This window comes from Alteraurantiacibacter aestuarii (assembly GCF_009827405.1).
GTDB lineage: Bacteria > Pseudomonadota > Alphaproteobacteria > Sphingomonadales > Sphingomonadaceae > Alteraurantiacibacter > Alteraurantiacibacter aestuarii.
The window spans coordinates 317,367-333,361 of record NZ_WTYY01000002.1 but is presented as its reverse complement, the minus strand read 5'-3'; the positions used below and the strand labels follow the sequence as shown (position 1 = coordinate 333,361).

Annotated in this window: 20 protein-coding genes; 12 read left to right on the top strand and 8 right to left on the bottom strand. The window is 62.7% G+C overall.

Features of this window, described 5'->3' with window-relative positions; translation table 11 throughout:
- Window positions 1–8: 8 nt before the first annotated feature.
- From ruvX to pyrE, 7 genes are read right to left on the bottom strand one after another with little or no spacing between them, the layout of a single operon-like run.
- On the bottom strand, window positions 9–491 hold the full coding sequence (gene ruvX / locus GRI32_RS04270; protein WP_337190150.1) for a Holliday junction resolvase RuvX: 483 nt from the start codon (window positions 489–491) through the stop codon (window positions 9–11).
- Window positions 473–1,612, bottom strand: a complete 1,140-nt coding sequence (locus tag GRI32_RS04265; RefSeq protein WP_160589889.1) for a DUF3089 domain-containing protein — start codon at window positions 1,610–1,612, stop codon at window positions 473–475. Before GRI32_RS04265 ends, ruvX begins: the two co-directional genes overlap by 19 nt.
- Window positions 1,605–2,717 (bottom strand): AI-2E family transporter, encoded by a 1,113-nt coding sequence (locus GRI32_RS04260; RefSeq protein ID WP_160589888.1) that lies wholly within the window; start codon window positions 2,715–2,717, stop codon window positions 1,605–1,607. The genes GRI32_RS04265 and GRI32_RS04260 overlap by 8 nt, the downstream gene beginning before the upstream one ends.
- Window positions 2,710–3,597, bottom strand: coding sequence for a signal peptidase I (gene lepB / locus GRI32_RS04255; protein ID WP_337190149.1), 888 nt, complete (start codon window positions 3,595–3,597; stop codon window positions 2,710–2,712). The genes GRI32_RS04260 and lepB overlap by 8 nt, the downstream gene beginning before the upstream one ends.
- Entirely contained in the window at window positions 3,594–3,995 is a 402-nt protein-coding gene (acpS, locus tag GRI32_RS04250) for a holo-ACP synthase (RefSeq protein ID WP_160590250.1), read from the bottom strand. The genes lepB and acpS overlap by 4 nt, the downstream gene beginning before the upstream one ends.
- Window positions 3,996–4,005: 10 nt before the next feature.
- Window positions 4,006–4,752: a pyridoxine 5'-phosphate synthase gene (locus tag GRI32_RS04245; protein ID WP_160590248.1), complete on the bottom strand. Its 747-nt coding sequence runs from the start codon at window positions 4,750–4,752 to the stop codon at window positions 4,006–4,008.
- Window positions 4,753–4,757: 5 nt separating this feature from the next.
- Window positions 4,758–5,345 (bottom strand): orotate phosphoribosyltransferase, encoded by a 588-nt coding sequence (pyrE, locus tag GRI32_RS04240; RefSeq protein WP_160589887.1) that lies wholly within the window; start codon window positions 5,343–5,345, stop codon window positions 4,758–4,760.
- A gap of 228 nt (window positions 5,346–5,573) precedes the next feature.
- Here pyrE and coxB point away from each other — a divergent pair, with 228 nt between their 5' ends.
- The 10 genes from coxB (at window position 5,574) to GRI32_RS04195 (ending at window position 14,375) form a co-directional block, all read left to right on the top strand.
- Entirely contained in the window at window positions 5,574–6,590 is a 1,017-nt protein-coding gene (gene coxB, locus GRI32_RS04235) for a cytochrome c oxidase subunit II (protein WP_419866761.1), read from the top strand.
- A gap of 54 nt (window positions 6,591–6,644) precedes the next feature.
- Window positions 6,645–8,357 (top strand): cytochrome c oxidase subunit I, encoded by a 1,713-nt coding sequence (gene ctaD / locus GRI32_RS04230; protein WP_160589885.1) that lies wholly within the window; start codon window positions 6,645–6,647, stop codon window positions 8,355–8,357.
- Window positions 8,358–8,476: 119 nt separating this feature from the next.
- Window positions 8,477–9,385, top strand: a complete 909-nt coding sequence (locus tag GRI32_RS04225) for a heme o synthase (protein WP_160589884.1) — start codon at window positions 8,477–8,479, stop codon at window positions 9,383–9,385.
- A complete protein-coding gene (locus GRI32_RS10850) occupies window positions 9,382–9,507 on the top strand; it encodes a hypothetical protein (RefSeq protein WP_272916778.1) in 126 nt (41 codons plus the stop codon). Before GRI32_RS04225 ends, GRI32_RS10850 begins: the two co-directional genes overlap by 4 nt.
- Window positions 9,507–10,073 (top strand): cytochrome c oxidase assembly protein, encoded by a 567-nt coding sequence (locus GRI32_RS04220; RefSeq protein ID WP_160589883.1) that lies wholly within the window; start codon window positions 9,507–9,509, stop codon window positions 10,071–10,073. The genes GRI32_RS10850 and GRI32_RS04220 overlap by 1 nt, the downstream gene beginning before the upstream one ends.
- 68 nt (window positions 10,074–10,141) lie before the next feature.
- Entirely contained in the window at window positions 10,142–11,002 is an 861-nt protein-coding gene (locus GRI32_RS04215) for a cytochrome c oxidase subunit 3 (RefSeq protein WP_160589882.1), read from the top strand.
- Between the two features lie 94 nt (window positions 11,003–11,096).
- Entirely contained in the window at window positions 11,097–11,426 is a 330-nt protein-coding gene (locus tag GRI32_RS04210) for a DUF983 domain-containing protein (protein ID WP_160589881.1), read from the top strand.
- Window positions 11,423–12,037 (top strand): SURF1 family protein, encoded by a 615-nt coding sequence (locus GRI32_RS04205; RefSeq protein ID WP_160589880.1) that lies wholly within the window; start codon window positions 11,423–11,425, stop codon window positions 12,035–12,037. The genes GRI32_RS04210 and GRI32_RS04205 overlap by 4 nt, the downstream gene beginning before the upstream one ends.
- A 13-nt stretch (window positions 12,038–12,050) precedes the next feature.
- Window positions 12,051–13,451 carry a threonine synthase gene (gene thrC / locus GRI32_RS04200; RefSeq protein ID WP_160589879.1) on the top strand — a complete coding sequence of 467 codons (1,401 nt, stop codon included), beginning with the start codon at window positions 12,051–12,053 and terminating at the stop codon, window positions 13,449–13,451.
- A 9-nt stretch (window positions 13,452–13,460) separates the two neighbouring features.
- Window positions 13,461–14,375 carry a class I SAM-dependent methyltransferase gene (locus tag GRI32_RS04195; protein WP_160589878.1) on the top strand — a complete coding sequence of 305 codons (915 nt, stop codon included), beginning with the start codon at window positions 13,461–13,463 and terminating at the stop codon, window positions 14,373–14,375.
- On the opposite strand, the gene GRI32_RS04190 is transcribed toward GRI32_RS04195, so the two are convergent.
- Window positions 14,372–15,127 (bottom strand): DUF1499 domain-containing protein, encoded by a 756-nt coding sequence (locus GRI32_RS04190; RefSeq protein WP_160589877.1) that lies wholly within the window; start codon window positions 15,125–15,127, stop codon window positions 14,372–14,374. The genes GRI32_RS04195 and GRI32_RS04190 overlap by 4 nt on opposite strands.
- A gap of 127 nt (window positions 15,128–15,254) precedes the next feature.
- Here GRI32_RS04190 and GRI32_RS04185 point away from each other — a divergent pair, with 127 nt between their 5' ends.
- Together GRI32_RS04185 and GRI32_RS04180 are read left to right on the top strand one after the other, a co-directional pair.
- On the top strand, window positions 15,255–15,623 hold the full coding sequence (locus tag GRI32_RS04185; protein WP_160589876.1) for a dihydroneopterin aldolase: 369 nt from the start codon (window positions 15,255–15,257) through the stop codon (window positions 15,621–15,623).
- On the top strand, window positions 15,623–15,994 hold the full coding sequence (locus tag GRI32_RS04180; protein WP_160589875.1) for a Rossmann fold domain-containing protein: 372 nt from the start codon (window positions 15,623–15,625) through the stop codon (window positions 15,992–15,994). Before GRI32_RS04185 ends, GRI32_RS04180 begins: the two co-directional genes overlap by 1 nt.
- The last annotated feature ends 1 nt before the right edge of the window (window position 15,995 follow it).

Genomic DNA, 15,995 nt, shown 5'->3' with positions numbered 1-15,995 from the left:
GCTGCGGCCTACAGAATACCCCCGGCCAGCCGGTCTATCGCCCCTTGCAGGATGATCGCGGCGGCGTGGCTGTCGATCTTCTCGGCGCGTTTGGCGCGGCTGAAATCCTGCGAGATCATCGCCCGTTCGGCGCTGGTGGTGGACCAGCGCTCGTCCCACAGCAGCACCGGCAGCTCCAGCACCGCCAGGTTGCGGGCAAAGGCGCGGCTGGCCTGCGCACGCGGCCCCGCGCTGCCATCCATGTTGAGCGGCAGGCCGATGACGATGCCTTTCACATTGCGCTGGCCAATCAGCACTTCCAGCGCGGCCTTGTCCTTGGTGAACTTGCCCTTGGCCAGCGTCTTGCCCGCCGTGGCGAAGCTCCACTGCGCGTCGCAAAAGGCGGTGCCTATGGTCTTGGTGCCAAGATCCAGCCCCAGCAGCGCGCCGCCTTCTGGCAGTGCATCGCGAAACTCCGCTGCGCTTTCGGTAATCAGCTTCCCTGCTCCCACGCTGCCACGCGGCGCACCACATCCTGTTGCAGGGACCGCCAGAACAGCGGGATGTCATAGACGTGGTAATTGTTGAACGGCAGCACGTAGGTGCCCATTTCCGGCGGATCGCCGATCAGCAGAAAACCGGCATCGTCGCAGCGCGCGGGCACGGCACCTGTCACCAGTTCGCCACTGCCCAGATCATCGCTGGGAACCAGCGTACCCAGATTGGCCCCTGCAGGCTCGCTGCCGCCGGGCGCGCCGGATAGCGGATTGGTGCACAATATCGGGCTGTCGCCGCGCAGCTCTCCATCAAAGCCGGTGCTGCCCGCATATTGCGAGAACATGATCCCGGGGTCCGCCGGTTCGGCAAAACTGGCCCAGCTGACGATGCAGCCGGCCTGCTGGGCCGTGGCGCAGGCAGGCAGGGGCAGGGCGGGCAGATCGTGTTCCACCGATATTGGCCAGCCGATGGGATATGCCATGGCGATGCGCTGTTGCAGCGGCGTGCCGGCAATGCGCTCCCTCAGTAGCCGCAGGATATGCTGCGATCCCTGACTGTGCCCGGCCAACACGATCGGCATATCCGCATCAATGCTGGAGAGGAAATAGGTGAAGGCCAGGTCCACGTCGCGGTAAGCGGCATCCACCGCCTGCTTTGCTTCGTCGCTGTCGGAAAGAAACGCGCCGAAAGTGGCCTGGCGATAACGCGGTGCCCAGATTTCGCTCGCCTGATTGAAAGCGCTGCCCAGACCGCGCACCAGCAGCCGGGCAAGGTCCTGCGATGGCTCATCGTCGAGCGGAGCATTCCACACCCGGTTGTCGGTAAAGCTGGTGGGGTGGACGAAGAAAACCGCAAAGCGCGGTAGGGGCGTGTCATTGACCGCAGGCGGCGGCACAGACCCTTCGGCCTCCTGCGGTTGCCAGCGCGCCGGATCATTGGGCGCACCCATGCCGGGACGGGAGAACCACATGTCCGGATTGGTATAGGCATTGTCCGCCAGCGCATCCTGCGGGACGAATTCCGTGCGCGGGACCAGGGTAAGCTGGGTCAGCTCCTTGCTGTAAATCCGCAGCACGAACAGCGTGACCGCCACCACCAGGATCAGGATGACTATGGTGTAGAGGAACCTACGCATCGCCCAGCGCCGCCACGGCTTCTTCCTTTGCGCGGATCACCGCCTGATCGCCATCCTCGTTCTGCTGCGCCCGGCGTTCCAGCGCCACCTTGATCATCGCCAGCAGCGGATCGGCCAGGAACAGGCCCAATATGCCGAACAATATGCCCATGATCAGCTGCGCCGCCAGTACCAGAGCAGGCGCCAGGTCCACAGTCTTCTTGGCGATCATCGGGATGATCACATAGCCATCGATATTCTGGATCAGGAAATAGACGAAGATCGTATAAAGCCCCATCTCCGTGCCGCCGGAAAAGCCCACCAGCACCATCAGCACGCCGGAAATTACCGCGCCGATATTGGGAATGAAGGCCAGCAGGCCGGTCAGTATGCCCAGCAGCGCGGCCATCGGCACGCCATAGAGCGCCAGCATCGCCCAGGTGAAGATACCTTCCACCACCATGCCGACAAGGCGGCCGAACATCAGCCGCCGCATGGTATAGGCCATGATGCTGACGGTGATGTAGAATTCATGGCGCTTCTCAGCCGGCATCATCCATGCCACGCCGCGTTCATACAGCCGCGGCTCGATCACCACGTAAATGCCGATGATGGCCACCACCACCAGCGTGGTGAGGCCGCCCAATATGCCGCCCAGTGCGCGGGTGACGGTGCCAAAACCGCTGATGGCCTGACCGATCAGGCCCTGCACGTCTGAAATGTCGATGGCGAAACCCTGCGTGTCCAGCCATTCGAACAGCTGGATCATCTGCGTTTCGACAATGGCCGGAAACTGCGCGGCCTCCTGCGAAATCTGCGATCCGGCAAACCAGCCGAGCCAGATCAGGAAGGCGACGCTGGACACCAGCACGATGGCGATGCGCCAGCTGCGCCCGATCTTGAGGCCCCGTCCCAGCAGGCGGACGCCGCCGTCGATCATCGCGGCGAACACCATCGCGCCGAAAATCACCAGCAGGCTTTGCGATATGTAAACGGTCAACACAGCCAGGCCGACCATGCCGATCCACACCGCAGCGCGGCTGGCTTCATGGCGCAGTTCGGGGTTGCTGATGCGCGTCGGGCTGGCGCCGATATTCGGCTCTGCGCCCTGTGGATCGCTACTCATGACTCGCTTCTCCCACGTCCAGCGCAGGTCGCAGGCTGGACCATGCGCGATCAGGCCTGAGAGAGGTGAACCATGTCAAGGGATTAAGGCTCGCCCGCCCGTCCAGGCTGAAGCTGATGAACTCCGCCCGTCCGCCCACATCGGCGATGGGAACCGGGCCCGCCAGCCCGCCGCCCACATAGACGCGGCTGTCAGCCGAATGGTCGCGGTTGTCACCCATCAGGAACACATGGCCATCGGGCACCACCAGCTCCTCGAAATTGTCGTAGATGCCTTCGCGGTGATCGATGATGAGGTAGGTTGCGCCATTGGGCAATGTTTCGCGGTAAGTCGGCGGCTCGAACACTACGCTGCCATCCTCCAGCCGCACGCGATATTCCTCGAAATCGCGCATGCAGGGTATGCCGTCGCACATATTCTGGTGCTCGGCGGGCAGGCGGACAGGCGGCTCCATGTCCTGCGGCACCGGCTCGCCGTTGAGGATGATTTGCCCGTCGACCATGGCGATGGTGTCACCCGGCAGGCCGATCACCCGCTTGATGTAATCCTCCGAACTGCCCGGCGGCACCACGATCACGATATCGCCATATTCGGGTGTGGACGGGGCAATGCGCCAGTCATCGCGCGGGAAGATGTGGAAGCTGGCGGACACCCAACTCCAGCCATAGGGATATTTGGACACGATCAGCCGGTCACCCACCAGCAGGTTGGGCATCATGCTGGAGGACGGGATGTAGAACGGCTTGGCGATGAAGGTGTGGAAGGCCAGTACGCCCAGCAGCATCAGCAACAGGCCACGGATCTCCGCCAGCCAGTTGATGCGGCCGGGTTCATCGGTCTTCTCCGCCGGGGGGGAGCCAGTGTCCGATTGGGTATTCACAGGCTGTGCGCCTCCAGAATGACAAAGGCCTGCGCCCACGGATGATCGTCGGTCAGGGTCAGGTGTATGGTGACCGTGTGACCTGCGGGCGTCAGTTCGATCAGCCGCGCCGCCGCGCCGCCTTCAAGGTGCAGGGTCGGCGCTCCTGATGGAGCATTGACCACGCCGATATCCTTCATGAACACGCCGCGCTTGAAACCGGTTCCCACGGCCTTGCTGAAAGCCTCCTTGGCGGCGAAGCGCTTGGCATAGGTGCCCGCGCGCGTGTGCGGACGGCGCGCGGCCTTGGCGCGCTCTATATCGGTGAAGACGCGCGCCTCGAACCGTTCGCCATAACGCTCCAGCGAATTGGCGATACGCTCTATGTTGCAGAGGTCCGATCCCATTCCGATGATCACAGATCGATCCTCACCGCGCATCATCCATCAGGTCGCGCATGCGGCGAACGGCTGCCTCAAGCCCAACGAACACCGCCTCACCCACAAGATAATGGCCGATATTGAGCTCGGCCAGTTGCGGGATTGCGGCAATCGGCTGGACGTTCTCATAGGTCAGGCCGTGGCCGGCATGCGGCTCAATCCCGTTCTTGGCGGCCAGCGCGGCCATATCGGTCAGGCGCTTCAGTTCGGCGGAGAGCTTCTCGCCGTCGCCGTCCAGATGGGCATGGGCGTATTCGCCGGTGTGAAACTCCACCACTGGTGCGCCCAGCCGCATGGCGGCCTCCAGCTGGCGCTCGCTCGCCTCGATAAACAGGCTGACGCGAATGCCGGCATCGGCAAGGCGGCTGACAATCGGGGCCAGCTGGTTGTGCAGGCCGGCGGCATCCAGGCCGCCCTCGGTCGTGCGCTCCTCGCGCTTTTCGGGAACGATGCAGGCGGCGTGGGGCATGTGCGCCAGGGCGATGGCGAGCATTTCCTCGGTCGCGGCCATTTCCAGGTTGAGCGGCAGGTTGGTGGCGGCCTGTATTCGGCGCAGGTCATCGTCGCGAATGTGCCTGCGATCCTCGCGCAGATGGGCGGTAATGCCATCGCCGCCCACGCGGGCGACGATTTCCGCCGCGCGCACGGGATCGGGATGGTCTCCGCCGCGCGCATTGCGAATGGTGGCGACGTGATCGATGTTCACGCCCAATCTGAGCCGGCCGGGGCGAAGCACCTGTGTCACTTCTTCAGGTCGCGGCTGCCGGGCTTGGTGATTGCCACCTTGGCCAGATCGGCTGGAACCTCATCCTCGGCATATGTGGGGAAGTTGATCGCCACCAGCGGGAAGAACGGCACGCCCAGATCAACAGAGCCCGCAGACCGGTCCACCAGCGCCGCCTCGGCAATCACGTCACCGCCCTCGGCCCGCACGCATTCCATGGCTTCGCGACTCGAAAGGCCGGTGGTCACGACATCTTCGACCATCAGCACTTTTGCGCCTTCGGGAATGGCGAATCCGCGCCGCAGTTCGAACGTGCCGGTGGGTCTTTCCACAAAAATCGCGTCCTTGCCCAGCGCCCGGCCTACCTCATGGCCGATGATCAGTCCGCCCATTGCGGGTGAGACCACCAGGTCGATCTTCTGGCGAATCTCGCGCGGGATCGACTGCACCAGCGCCAGCGCCAGCCGCCCGGCACGCTCGGGGTTCATCAGCACGCGGGCGCATTGCAGGTAATGCGCGGAATGGCGGCCAGAGGAGAGTTTGAAGTGCCCCTCCAGCAAGGCGTGGCAGCTGCGAAATTCGGCAAGGACCTCTTCTTCGGTCATAATTTGTGAATGCGCCTTTCGGTGGATCATCAGCATACAGGACCAAAGCCTGCATGGTAGTTCGTGAAAAATCTCCCTAGAAGCGCTTGAGGCATGGGGCAAGCGGGCGTATAGGCCCGCCCGATAAGGCCTTTTCTCGGGGCTATTTGGGCCTATTGCGCCCGCAACAGAACGGAAAGCGTTGGACAGATGAATTTCGGCGAGATCGCCCGCAAGCGGCTGCATATCATGGTAATTATGGCCGCGGCCGTGTCATTCCTTACTGCCCCGGTTACCGGATTCGCGCAGGAGACCGAGGCTGTCGAGGCAGTTGCCGCCGATGCAGCGGTTGAGGGTGCGGTTGTTGCCGATGCGGCTCCAGCGTTTGAACATTACGGTGCAGACATGATCGTCGGACAGCCGGTTTCGGCCAATGAAGACATGCTGGCATCGATGACTTTCCAGCCTCAGCACACCGCCAATGGCGATTATGCGCTGTGGATGCACGATGCGATCCTGATGCCGGTCATCACCGTGATCAGCCTGTTCGTGCTGGGCCTGCTGCTGTGGGTGGTGGCGCGCTATCGCAGGTCGCGTAATCCGGTGGCATCCAAGACCAGCCACAACACGCTGATCGAGATTATCTGGACGGTGATCCCGGTCATCATCCTGCTGGTGATCGCCGTTCCGTCCATCACCCTGCTGGCTCGCCAGTATCAGAGCCCGCCCGAAGATGCGCTGACCATCAAGGCCAATGGCTACCAGTGGTACTGGGGCTATGAATATGTGGACAATGGCGGCTTCGAAGTCATTTCCAACATGCTGAGCGATGAAGATGCGCTGTCTTCCGGTGAACCGCACCAGCTGGCGGTGGATAATCGCATGGTTGTGCCGGTTGGCGTGCCGATCCGTATCCAGACCTTCGGCAAGGACGTGATCCATGCCTTTGGCGTCCCCTCGCTGTGGTTCAAGATGGATGCCGTCCCGGGGCGCATCAATGAAAAGATGCTGCAGATCGACGAGCCGGGCATCTATTATGGCCAGTGCATGGAACTGTGCGGTGCGCGTCATGGCTATATGCCGATCGCCATCGAAGCGCGTCCCGTGGCTGAATATGAAGCATGGGTGCTGAGCCAGGGCGGTACACTCCCCGGCGCGGTTGCGGCCGTACCGGCTGAACCGGCGGCAGCTCCGGCGCCCGAAGCAGAAGTTGCTGTTCCGGCGGAAGAGATTGCCGCAGCCGACGCGGCTCAGGCGCAATCCTGATTTCGCCATTCGAATTTGTAAGTTTGACACGATAGACCAAGGTCCGAGACGAATATGGCCACGACTGCTGAAGGCTTTGATGCCCACCACGACGATCACGCACATGATGCGGATCACAAGCCAGGCTTTTTCGCGCGCTGGTTCATGTCCACCAATCACAAGGACATCGGCACGCTGTACCTGATCTTCGCGATCTTCGCGGGCATCATCGGCGGCATTGTATCGGGCATCATGCGTGCCGAACTGGCGCAGCCGGGCATCCAGGTGCTGGGCTGGTGGGTCGAGTTCATGGGCGGCGAAGCCAGCTTCGATGCCAATGGGCACATGTGGAACGTGCTGATTACCGCACACGGCCTGATCATGGTGTTCTTCATGGTCATGCCGGCCATGATCGGCGGTTTTGGCAACTGGTTCGTGCCGCTGATGATCGGCGCGCCGGACATGGCCTTCCCGCGCATGAACAACATCTCCTTCTGGCTGACGGTTGCCGGCTTCTGCTCGCTGATGTTCTCGGCCTTCGTGCCGGGCGGCGTCGGCAATGGCGCGGGCACGGGCTGGACCGTCTATGCTCCGCTGTCGACCAGCGGCTCTGTCGGGCCGGCAGTCGATTTCGCGATCTTCTCGCTCCACCTTGCGGGCGCAGGCTCGATCCTTGGCGCGACCAATTTCATCACCACCATCTTCAACATGCGTGCCCCCGGCATGACGCTGCACAAGATGCCGCTGTTCGTGTGGTCGGTGCTGGTCACTGCCTTCCTGCTGCTGCTGGCGCTGCCGGTTCTGGCCGCTGCCATCACCATGCTGCTGACCGATCGCAACTTTGGCACAACCTTCTTCGATCCGGCCGGTGGCGGTGATCCGATCCTGTACCAGCATCTGTTCTGGTTCTTCGGGCACCCCGAAGTGTACATCATGATCCTGCCGGGCTTCGGCATGATCAGCCAGATCGTGGCGACCTTCTCCAAGAAGCCGGTGTTCGGCTATCTGGGCATGGCCTATGCCATGGTCGCCATCGGCGTGGTCGGCTTCATCGTATGGGCGCACCACATGTATACCGTGGGCCTGGACGTGAATACGAAGATGTATTTCACCGCCGCAACCATGGTCATCGCGGTGCCCACCGGCATCAAGATCTTCAGCTGGATCGCCACCATGTGGGGCGGATCGATTGAATTCAAATCACCGATGGTGTGGGCGATGGGCTTCATCTTCCTGTTCACCGTTGGCGGCGTGACCGGCGTTGTGCTGGCCAATGGCGGCATCGACGACAACCTGCACGATACCTATTACGTGGTGGCGCATTTCCACTATGTGCTGTCGATGGGTGCGGTGTTCTCGCTGTTCGCGGGCTGGTATTACTGGTTCCCGAAAATGAGCGGCCGGATGCATTCCGAATTCCTCGCCCACCTGCACTTCTGGATCTTCTTCATCGGTGTGAACATCATCTTCTTCCCGCAGCACTTCCTGGGCCTGCAGGGCATGGCGCGCCGCTATCCGGACTACACGCCGGCCTTCGAATACTGGAACCACATTTCCAGCCTGGGCTATTACGTGATGGCGGGCAGCATGCTGATCTTCTTCGTGAACACCGCTTATGCGCTGATCGCGGGCAAGAAGGCGGAAGCCAATTACTGGGGCGAAGGCGCCACCACGCTTGAGTGGTCGCTGTCCAGCCCGCCGCCGTTCCACCAGTTCGAAACGCTGCCCGTGATCGAGGACCACCATTCCTCCAACGATCACATCAGCCAGGCTCCGGCCAAGGCCTGATCGCAGTGTCCCCGGCGCGTTCGGGGTACAAGAAAAGGGGTGGGGGCGCGGACGGGAACGACCGCGCCCCTGCTTGCAAATGACCTCCCGTTGAGTTGGAGCCGTAAAAGACAATCGCCATGGCCATAACCGCCGCCCCTGTTCAGACCATGCCTGCCGAATGGCGCGATTTCTTCGCCCTGACCAAGCCGCGCGTGATGAGCCTGGTGGTGTTTACCGGGCTTGCCGGCCTGCTGGCAGCTCCCGGCCATATCCACCCGGTTCTCGGCTTCACCGCAATCCTGTGCATTGCGCTGGGTGCTGGCGGCGCGGCCACGCTCAACCAGTGGTGGGAGGCCGATCTCGATGCCGGGATGAAGCGCACCGCCAAGCGCCCGATTCCGCAAGGCAGGATGCGGCGCGAGGATGCGCGCGATTTCGGCCTGCTGCTGTCCTGCACGTCCGTGGGTGTGATGGGGCTGGCGATCCACTGGCTGGCGGCGATCATCCTGGCCGTGTCGATCGTTTATTACGCCGTGGTCTACACCATGTGGCTCAAGCCGCGCACGCCGCAGAATATCGTCATTGGCGGCGGGGCAGGGGCCTTTCCTCCGCTGATCGGCTGGGTCGCGGTGACGGGCGATATCACCGCCATGCCCCTGCTGCTGTTTGCCATCATCTTCATCTGGACCCCACCGCATTTCTGGGCGCTGGCGCTGTTCGTGCAGACGGATTACGCCAAGGTCGGCATTCCGATGATGCCGGTGGTCGCGGGCGAGAAGAGCACGCGCAGGCAGATCTTCGCCTATTCCATCGGCCTGCTGCTGATCAGCCTGACGCCGTGGGCAATTGGCGGCACCGGCGCGATCTACGGAATTGCGGCGCTGGCACTTTCCGGCCTGTTTCTGGCACTGTCCGTGCCCGTGGGCTTTCGCACCTCGGTTCCCGGCGATACCATGAAGCCCGAAAAGCGGCTGTTCGCCTATTCGGTGCTGTATCTTTTCGCGCTTTTCACCGCTTTGGTGGCAGACAGGATGATCCTCTCATGACCCCGCAGGAACAGGAAGAATTCACCCGCCGGCGCAAGGCCCGCAATCTGGTGTTCGCACTGGTGCTGTTTGGCTTCGTCGCGCTTTTCTATGCGATCACGATCGTGAGGATGGGTGACTGATGGCTGCGGGCGCGCTCGATAACCGCAATCGCCGCACCATGCTGATGGCGTTCGGCATGGCGCTGGCCATGCTGGGCCTGGGTTTTGCCGCGGTGCCGCTGTATAATCTTTTCTGCCGCGTCACCGGTTTTGCCGGCACCACACAGGTGGCGACTGAGGCCGAAGCGGACCTGGCCGCACGCATGGCGCAAAGCGCGGGCGGAAAGACCTATTCGATCCGCTTCGATGCCAATACCGCCAGCGATATGCCGTGGACATTCGAACCGGTTCAGGTGACCGATACAATCACCATCGGCCAGCGCGACATGGCAACCTACACCGCGCGCAACAATTCCAGCGAACCGATCACCGGCACGGCCACCTTCAATGTGGAGCCTGAGCAGGCCGGAATCTATTTCAACAAGATCCAGTGCTTCTGTTTCACGGAGCAGACCCTGCAACCGGGCCAGGAGGTCCGTATGCCGGTGCTTTACTACGTCGATCCAAAGGCTCTGGACGATCCGAACATGGAAGGTGTGGAACAGATTACCCTGTCTTACACATTCCACCGTGCAATAACCGACTGATAGGCTCTGGACCCTGCGGCTTCCGCGCTTTAAGGGCCTTCACGAAACGACTAATCAGGACTGACATCATGGCTGGCGCCAAGAACCACGATTATCACATTCTCGCTCCCGATATCTGGCCTCTGATCGGTGCAGCTTCTGCGCTGATCTTTACCAGCGGCATGGTGCTGTTCATGCATGACATGGCCAGCTGGCATCTGGTGCTGGGCATTGGTGTCGCCGGCCTGATTGCCACTTTCTTTTCCTGGTTCTCCAATATCGTGAAGGAAGCGCAGGCTGGCGATCACACGCCGGTTGTGCAGCTGCACCTGCGCTATGGGATGATCCTGTTCATCGCTTCGGAAGTGATGTTCTTCGTCGGCTGGTTCTGGAGCTGGTTCGATTTCGCCCTGTTCCCCGCGCCGCTGGAAGTAATTGACGGTGTGACGCGCAACCTGATTGGCGAAGAAGGCGCGGCCATGCTGGCCAAGTTCCCGCCGGAAGGCCTGCACGTCCTCGACGCATTCGACCTGCCGCTGCTCAACACGCTGATCCTGCTGTGCTCCGGCACCACGGTCACCTGGGCGCACCACTCGCTGATCCACGGCGACCGTGACGGGCTGAAGAAGGGCCTGTGGCTGACCATTGCCCTGGGCATCCTGTTTACCAGCATCCAGGCCTATGAATACAGCCACGCGCCGTTCCCCTTCGGCACCAACACCTATGGCTCGGCCTTCTACATGGCCACCGGCTTCCACGGCTTCCATGTGCTGGTCGGCACGATCTTCCTGATCGTCTGCCTGCGCCGCACCTATCTGGGCCACTTCACCCCGCGCCAGCACTTCGGCTTTGAGGCCGCAGCCTGGTACTGGCACTTCGTTGACGTGGTGTGGCTGTTCCTGTTCATCGTCGTCTACGTCTGGGGCGGTTGGGGCGCAGAGATCCATTGATCTCGTGACTGACCTTCCAGACACTCGCAAAGGGCAGCCCGCTTTAGGTGAGGCTGCCCTTTTCGGTTTGTGCCCGCGCTGCGGAGCCAGGACGATGTTCGACGGGGCGATCAAATTTGCCCCGCGCTGCACAGGCTGCGGCCTTGACTATTCCCGCTTCAACGTGGGGGACGGGCCAGCGGCCTTCCTGACGCTGATCGTCGGGGCAATAGTCGTCGGGCTGGCCATTTGGCTGCAACTGACCTTCGATCCGCCGTGGTGGCTGCACGTGGTCCTGTGGCTGCCGTTGATCGTGGGCGGGGTGGTTGCGGGCCTCAGGCTGTCCAAGGGGGCGCTGCTGGTGCGCGAATTTCGCAGCAATGCGGCTGAACACCGGCATGAACATGCCCGTGCACAGCGCCATGATGGAAGTGACTTGTCATGACGCGCAAGATTCCGATCATTCCCACCATCATTGTGCTGGCCGCCGTCGCCACCATGATCGCGCTGGGCTTCTGGCAGCTGGGGCGGCTGGATGAGAAAGAAGCGCTGATCGCCCGTTATCAGGCGCAGATTGCCGATGACGAGGTGGTACTCGGCAATTTCGGCGATCCTGATGCCCTGTTTCGCAGGGCAAGCTTCTATTGCGATCAGGGCCGTGACGCTTCGAGCATTTCGGGGCGCAACGCGCGCGGCGTCGCGGGCTGGGCCCATATCGTCACCTGCACCACCGGCAGTCCGGATACGGGATCGCAAGCTGGCGCTCCTTCCGCCTCGGCTGTTTTGCCAGAGGAGGTCGATCTTGTCCTTGGATGGTCGCGGGATCCCGAACTGGCCGAATGGACGCAGGGCCAGGTAGAGGGGATCGTGGCGCGCGGTGGAGAGCGGGGCTGGCGCATCGTGGCGGACCCGCCACTGGAAGGGCTTGAGCCCAATGCCACGCCCGATCCTGCCGACCTGCCCAACAACCATCTGGCCTATGCCGGGCAGTGGTTCTTCTTCGCGCTGACCGCGCTGGTCATCTATATACTGGCCTTGCGCCGCCGCTGGCGCTAACCGCGCTTTCGCAATGGAATATATTTCGACCAGAGGCAGCGCACAGGCGCTCGATTTCGAAGGGGTGACGCTGGCCGGCCTCGCCTCCGATGGCGGGCTGTATGTCCCGCGGGAATGGCCGCGCTTCACTGCGGCGCAGATCGCCGATATGCGCGGCCTGTCCTATGTTGAGCTGGCGGTGCGGGTGATGCTGCCCTTCGTCACGCCCAGCCTGACAGAGGATGAGCTGCGCGACCTGTGCACGCGCGCCTATGGCCGCTTCGCACATGAGGCGGTGACCCCGCTGACGCAGTTTGACCAGCAGCACTGGCTGCTGGAGCTGTTTCACGGGCCCACGCTGGCGTTCAAGGATGTGGCGCTGCAATTGCTGGGCCGCCTGTTCGAACATTTCCTGCAGAAGAATCAGGACCACCTGACCATCGTTGGCGCGACCAGCGGCGACACCGGTTCCGCCGCCATTGATGCGGTCGCCGGGCGGGAGCGGGTGGATATCTTCATGCTCCATCCCAAGGGCCGCGTCAGTGACGTGCAGCGCCGGCAGATGACCACCGTGCGCGCGCCCAATGTGCACAATATCGCCATCGAAGGCAGCTTCGATGATGCCCAGGCGATGGTGAAGCGCATGTTCGTGGATGATGCCATGACCGGGCGTTTTCGCATCAGTGCGGTCAATTCCATCAACTGGGCGCGGCTGATGGCGCAGGTGGTGTATTATTTCGCCGCCGCGCTCCAGCTTGGCGCGCCCGATCGCAAGGTTGCCTTCAGCGTGCCCACGGGCAATTTCGGCGATGTGTTCGCCGGCTATGTCGCGGCGCAGATGGGCCTGCCGATAGAGCGGCTGATCGTGGCCACCAACATTAACGATATCCTCTACCGCGCCCTGACCACGGGCGATTACTCGGCCGGAACGGTTACTCCCACCGCCGCGCCCAGCATGGATATCCAGGTCTCCTCCAACTTCGAGCGGCTGCTGTTCGATTGCGGCGGGCGCGATGGCAAGGCGCTGGCCGAGCAGATGCGCGGGTTTGAAGCGAGCAAGGCCATGCAACTGACCAATGCCCAGCGCGAAGGGGCAGCGGCGCTGTTCACCTCCGTGCGCGCGGACGGTGATGACATGGTCCGGGCGATGGCATGGGCGGCGGAGAACTGCGGCGAGGTGATCGACCCGCATACCGCCATCGGCCTGCACGGCGCGCGCAACTGCGGCATTGATCCCAGCGTGCCGATCGTCACGCTGGCCACGGCCCATCCGGCCAAGTTCCCCGATGCGGTGGAACGGGCCACGGGCATGCGTCCGCACCTGCCCTCTCGCATCGGCAATCTGTTTGACCGGCAGGAAGCCGTGGTTGAACTGCCGGGTGATTATGATGCCGTTGCCAGCTTCGTGGCGGAGCGTGCGACGCCGAGTTCATAGGAGGCGCTGATGGCCGATCTCCTTGACCAGCCGATACTGATGGAAGGCGCTGCCTGGGCCGATTATGGCCTGGTGGACAGCGGCAACGGGCGCAAGCTGGAACGCTATGGTCCGTTCCGCTTCATCCGTCCCGAACCGCAGGCGATGTGGCAGCCGCGGCTCGATGAAGACGGGCCGGAATGGCAGGCGCATGGCGAATTCGTGCCCGGATCGGATGAAGACGGCGGCGGCCGCTGGCATTTCAGCAAGAGCGTGCCCGGCGAAGGCTGGCCGCTGTCCTGGCAGGAGGTGCGCTTCACCGCCCAGTGCACGCCCTTCCGCCACCTGGGTTTCTTCCCCGATATGGCCCCGGTGTGGGAATGGATGCGCGCGCAGCTGGCGGGCCGCGATGATGCCAGCACGCTCAACCTGTTTGGCTATACCGGTGCCGGATCGCTGGCGCTGAGCCAGTGCGGCCCCGTGACCCATGTCGATGCGAGCAAGAAGTCGGTCGCCCAGGCGCGAGAGAATGCGGCGCTTTCCGGGATGACGGACCGGCCGATCCGCTGGCTGATCGACGATGCAGGCAAGTTCACCGCGCGCGAAGTGCGGCGAGAGAAGCGATATGACGGGATCATCCTCGATCCGCCCAAATTCGGACGCGGCCCCAATGGTGAGGTCTGGCGGCTGGAGGAAGGCCTGCCCGGTCTGATCGGCGAATGCCGCCAGCTGCTGGATGCGGACAGCCGCTTCTGCTTCCTCACCGTCTATGCCGTGCGCATGTCATCGCTGGCCATTGGCGGGCTGCTGGCAGAAGCCTTTGCCGGTCTTCCGGGCACGGTGGAACACGGCGAACTGGCTGTGCGCGAAGAGGGTGCGGGCGGGCAGGACAACGGCAGGCTGCTGCCCACCGCCATCTTTGCCCGCTGGAAAAACGACGGCTAGAGCGTCTGCAATTCGGCCAGGAAGGCTTCGATCCGCTTGGCGTTATAGCCAAGATCGGACAGGCCAACGCGGCTGACGGAGCGCATGTCCACGCGGGTGCTGCCATCGTCGATGGGGGTGACCTCCACGATCACGTCATCCCTGAAGCGCAGGTAGCCGGCATAGGCGGTGGCCTCCATGTGGCCTGCAGGAATATCGATGCTGGCGATGTCCCAGCCATTGCCTTCTGCCAGCGCGCGGGCATTGGCGAGCACTTCGCTGGGGCTCTTGTCGATCACCACCGGGCCGATATCGGGATATCCGGTGCGGTGCGCGGCGCGCCATTCTTCCTCGCTCTGGAACGGAATCAGATTGTCGGCGCGCAGTTCCAGCGTCTGGAACTGCGGCGGATCGTCCACATCGGTGGTGATGTCATGCAGCGGCGGGGCTTCCCCGGCGGGCAGGATCACGGCGTAATAGATCACCACCAGCAGGCCGCCCGAAAGCACCAGCGCAGTGGCGGATTGCCACTTGGGGCCGGTCTTGCGCACGAAAGCCAGCAGCAGGCCGATGGCGGCGATCACCGCCAGCGCGCGCGCCGGGTTGAGCAGCATCATGAAACCGATGAAGCCGCTCAGCTTGTCGATCATGTCATAGCGAGCGAGGGTGAGCGAGGTCACGGCGATCAGCACCGCAAGTATTGCACCGCCCAATGCGAATGCGCCGATCCATTTGACCCAGCGCGAACCAGTGCTTGCAGGTAGCGTTGCCATAATCACTTCTCCCCTCGATCTCTGGCGGCAAATTGGTCATATCCGCGGCTGTCAGTCAACACCGGCTAATGGCGGTGAAGGCCATGCTTTCTTGCCAATTGGCCGGGGTGGTGCCAGTGGGGCGCGCATGGCAGATAGCCTCATCCTCGAACTCGCCGACTTCGTGCATGATATCCATACGGGCATCTATTCCGAAGAGACCGGCCAGCCGCAGCCGCTGAAGTTCACCGTGCAGGTGAAATTCAAGGTGGCAGACCATTATGACGCGGATACCCCGCTCGATGCGTCGAAGAATTACATGGACCTGAAATTCGCCTGTTCGGAAGCGCTGGGTGACACGCATTACAAGCTGATCGAGGCGGTGGCCGACCACGTTTGCGAAACGCTGTTCCTGCAGGACAGCCGAGTCGAGCAGGTGAGCGTCAAGATCGTCAAGCTGGCGCTGAGCGAGGCGGATGAGCAGATCGGCATCACTCTGACGCGCGATCGCCGCTGATGGTGGAATTCGATCTGCGCGCTGTGCAATGGCCCGCCAGCCCGTTGGACTCAGCCGCCCTGTTCCACCGCGATCTGGCCCCGCAAGTGCGGGATCTGTTCGCCCGGCAAGGCATGTGGGCGGATATTGCGGTGGACGATGGCGAGGAACTGGCCGCGGTGGTGATATTCCCCGATGCCGACCACACGCACAGCCAATGGCGCATCGCCGCGATCCAGGATCTGGCGCGCGAGGCGGCACCCGGCCGGGTCAACGCCATTGCCGGCGGCGATGATGCTGCGGTTGCCCAGGCGGTGGACTATCTGACCGGCGCGCCGGGTGTGACCGGGCAAATCCTGCAAGTGGATGCAATTGCGGCTCAGGTGGACTAGA

What these genes read in the sequence shown, in the direction of transcription:
- GRI32_RS04265 (WP_160589889.1), bottom strand. Translation starts at nt 1,612, where the DNA reads ATGCGTAGGTTCCTCTACACCATAGTCATCCTGATCCTGGTGGTGGCG.
- GRI32_RS04260 (WP_160589888.1), bottom strand. Translation starts at nt 2,717, where the DNA reads ATGAGTAGCGATCCACAGGGCGCAGAGCCGAATATCGGCGCCAGCCCG.
- pyrE (WP_160589887.1), bottom strand. Translation starts at nt 5,345, where the DNA reads ATGACCGAAGAAGAGGTCCTTGCCGAATTTCGCAGCTGCCACGCCTTG.
- coxB (WP_419866761.1), top strand. Translation starts at nt 5,574, where the DNA reads ATGGTAATTATGGCCGCGGCCGTGTCATTCCTTACTGCCCCGGTTACC.
- ctaD (WP_160589885.1), top strand. Translation starts at nt 6,645, where the DNA reads ATGGCCACGACTGCTGAAGGCTTTGATGCCCACCACGACGATCACGCA.
- GRI32_RS04225 (WP_160589884.1), top strand. Translation starts at nt 8,477, where the DNA reads ATGGCCATAACCGCCGCCCCTGTTCAGACCATGCCTGCCGAATGGCGC.
- GRI32_RS10850 (WP_272916778.1), top strand. Translation starts at nt 9,382, where the DNA reads ATGACCCCGCAGGAACAGGAAGAATTCACCCGCCGGCGCAAGGCCCGC.
- GRI32_RS04220 (WP_160589883.1), top strand. Translation starts at nt 9,507, where the DNA reads ATGGCTGCGGGCGCGCTCGATAACCGCAATCGCCGCACCATGCTGATG.
- GRI32_RS04215 (WP_160589882.1), top strand. Translation starts at nt 10,142, where the DNA reads ATGGCTGGCGCCAAGAACCACGATTATCACATTCTCGCTCCCGATATC.
- GRI32_RS04210 (WP_160589881.1), top strand. Translation starts at nt 11,097, where the DNA reads ATGTTCGACGGGGCGATCAAATTTGCCCCGCGCTGCACAGGCTGCGGC.
- GRI32_RS04205 (WP_160589880.1), top strand. Translation starts at nt 11,423, where the DNA reads ATGACGCGCAAGATTCCGATCATTCCCACCATCATTGTGCTGGCCGCC.
- thrC (WP_160589879.1), top strand. Translation starts at nt 12,051, where the DNA reads ATGGAATATATTTCGACCAGAGGCAGCGCACAGGCGCTCGATTTCGAA.
- GRI32_RS04195 (WP_160589878.1), top strand. Translation starts at nt 13,461, where the DNA reads ATGGCCGATCTCCTTGACCAGCCGATACTGATGGAAGGCGCTGCCTGG.
- GRI32_RS04190 (WP_160589877.1), bottom strand. Translation starts at nt 15,127, where the DNA reads ATGGCAACGCTACCTGCAAGCACTGGTTCGCGCTGGGTCAAATGGATC.
- GRI32_RS04185 (WP_160589876.1), top strand. Translation starts at nt 15,255, where the DNA reads ATGGCAGATAGCCTCATCCTCGAACTCGCCGACTTCGTGCATGATATC.
- GRI32_RS04180 (WP_160589875.1), top strand. Translation starts at nt 15,623, where the DNA reads ATGGTGGAATTCGATCTGCGCGCTGTGCAATGGCCCGCCAGCCCGTTG.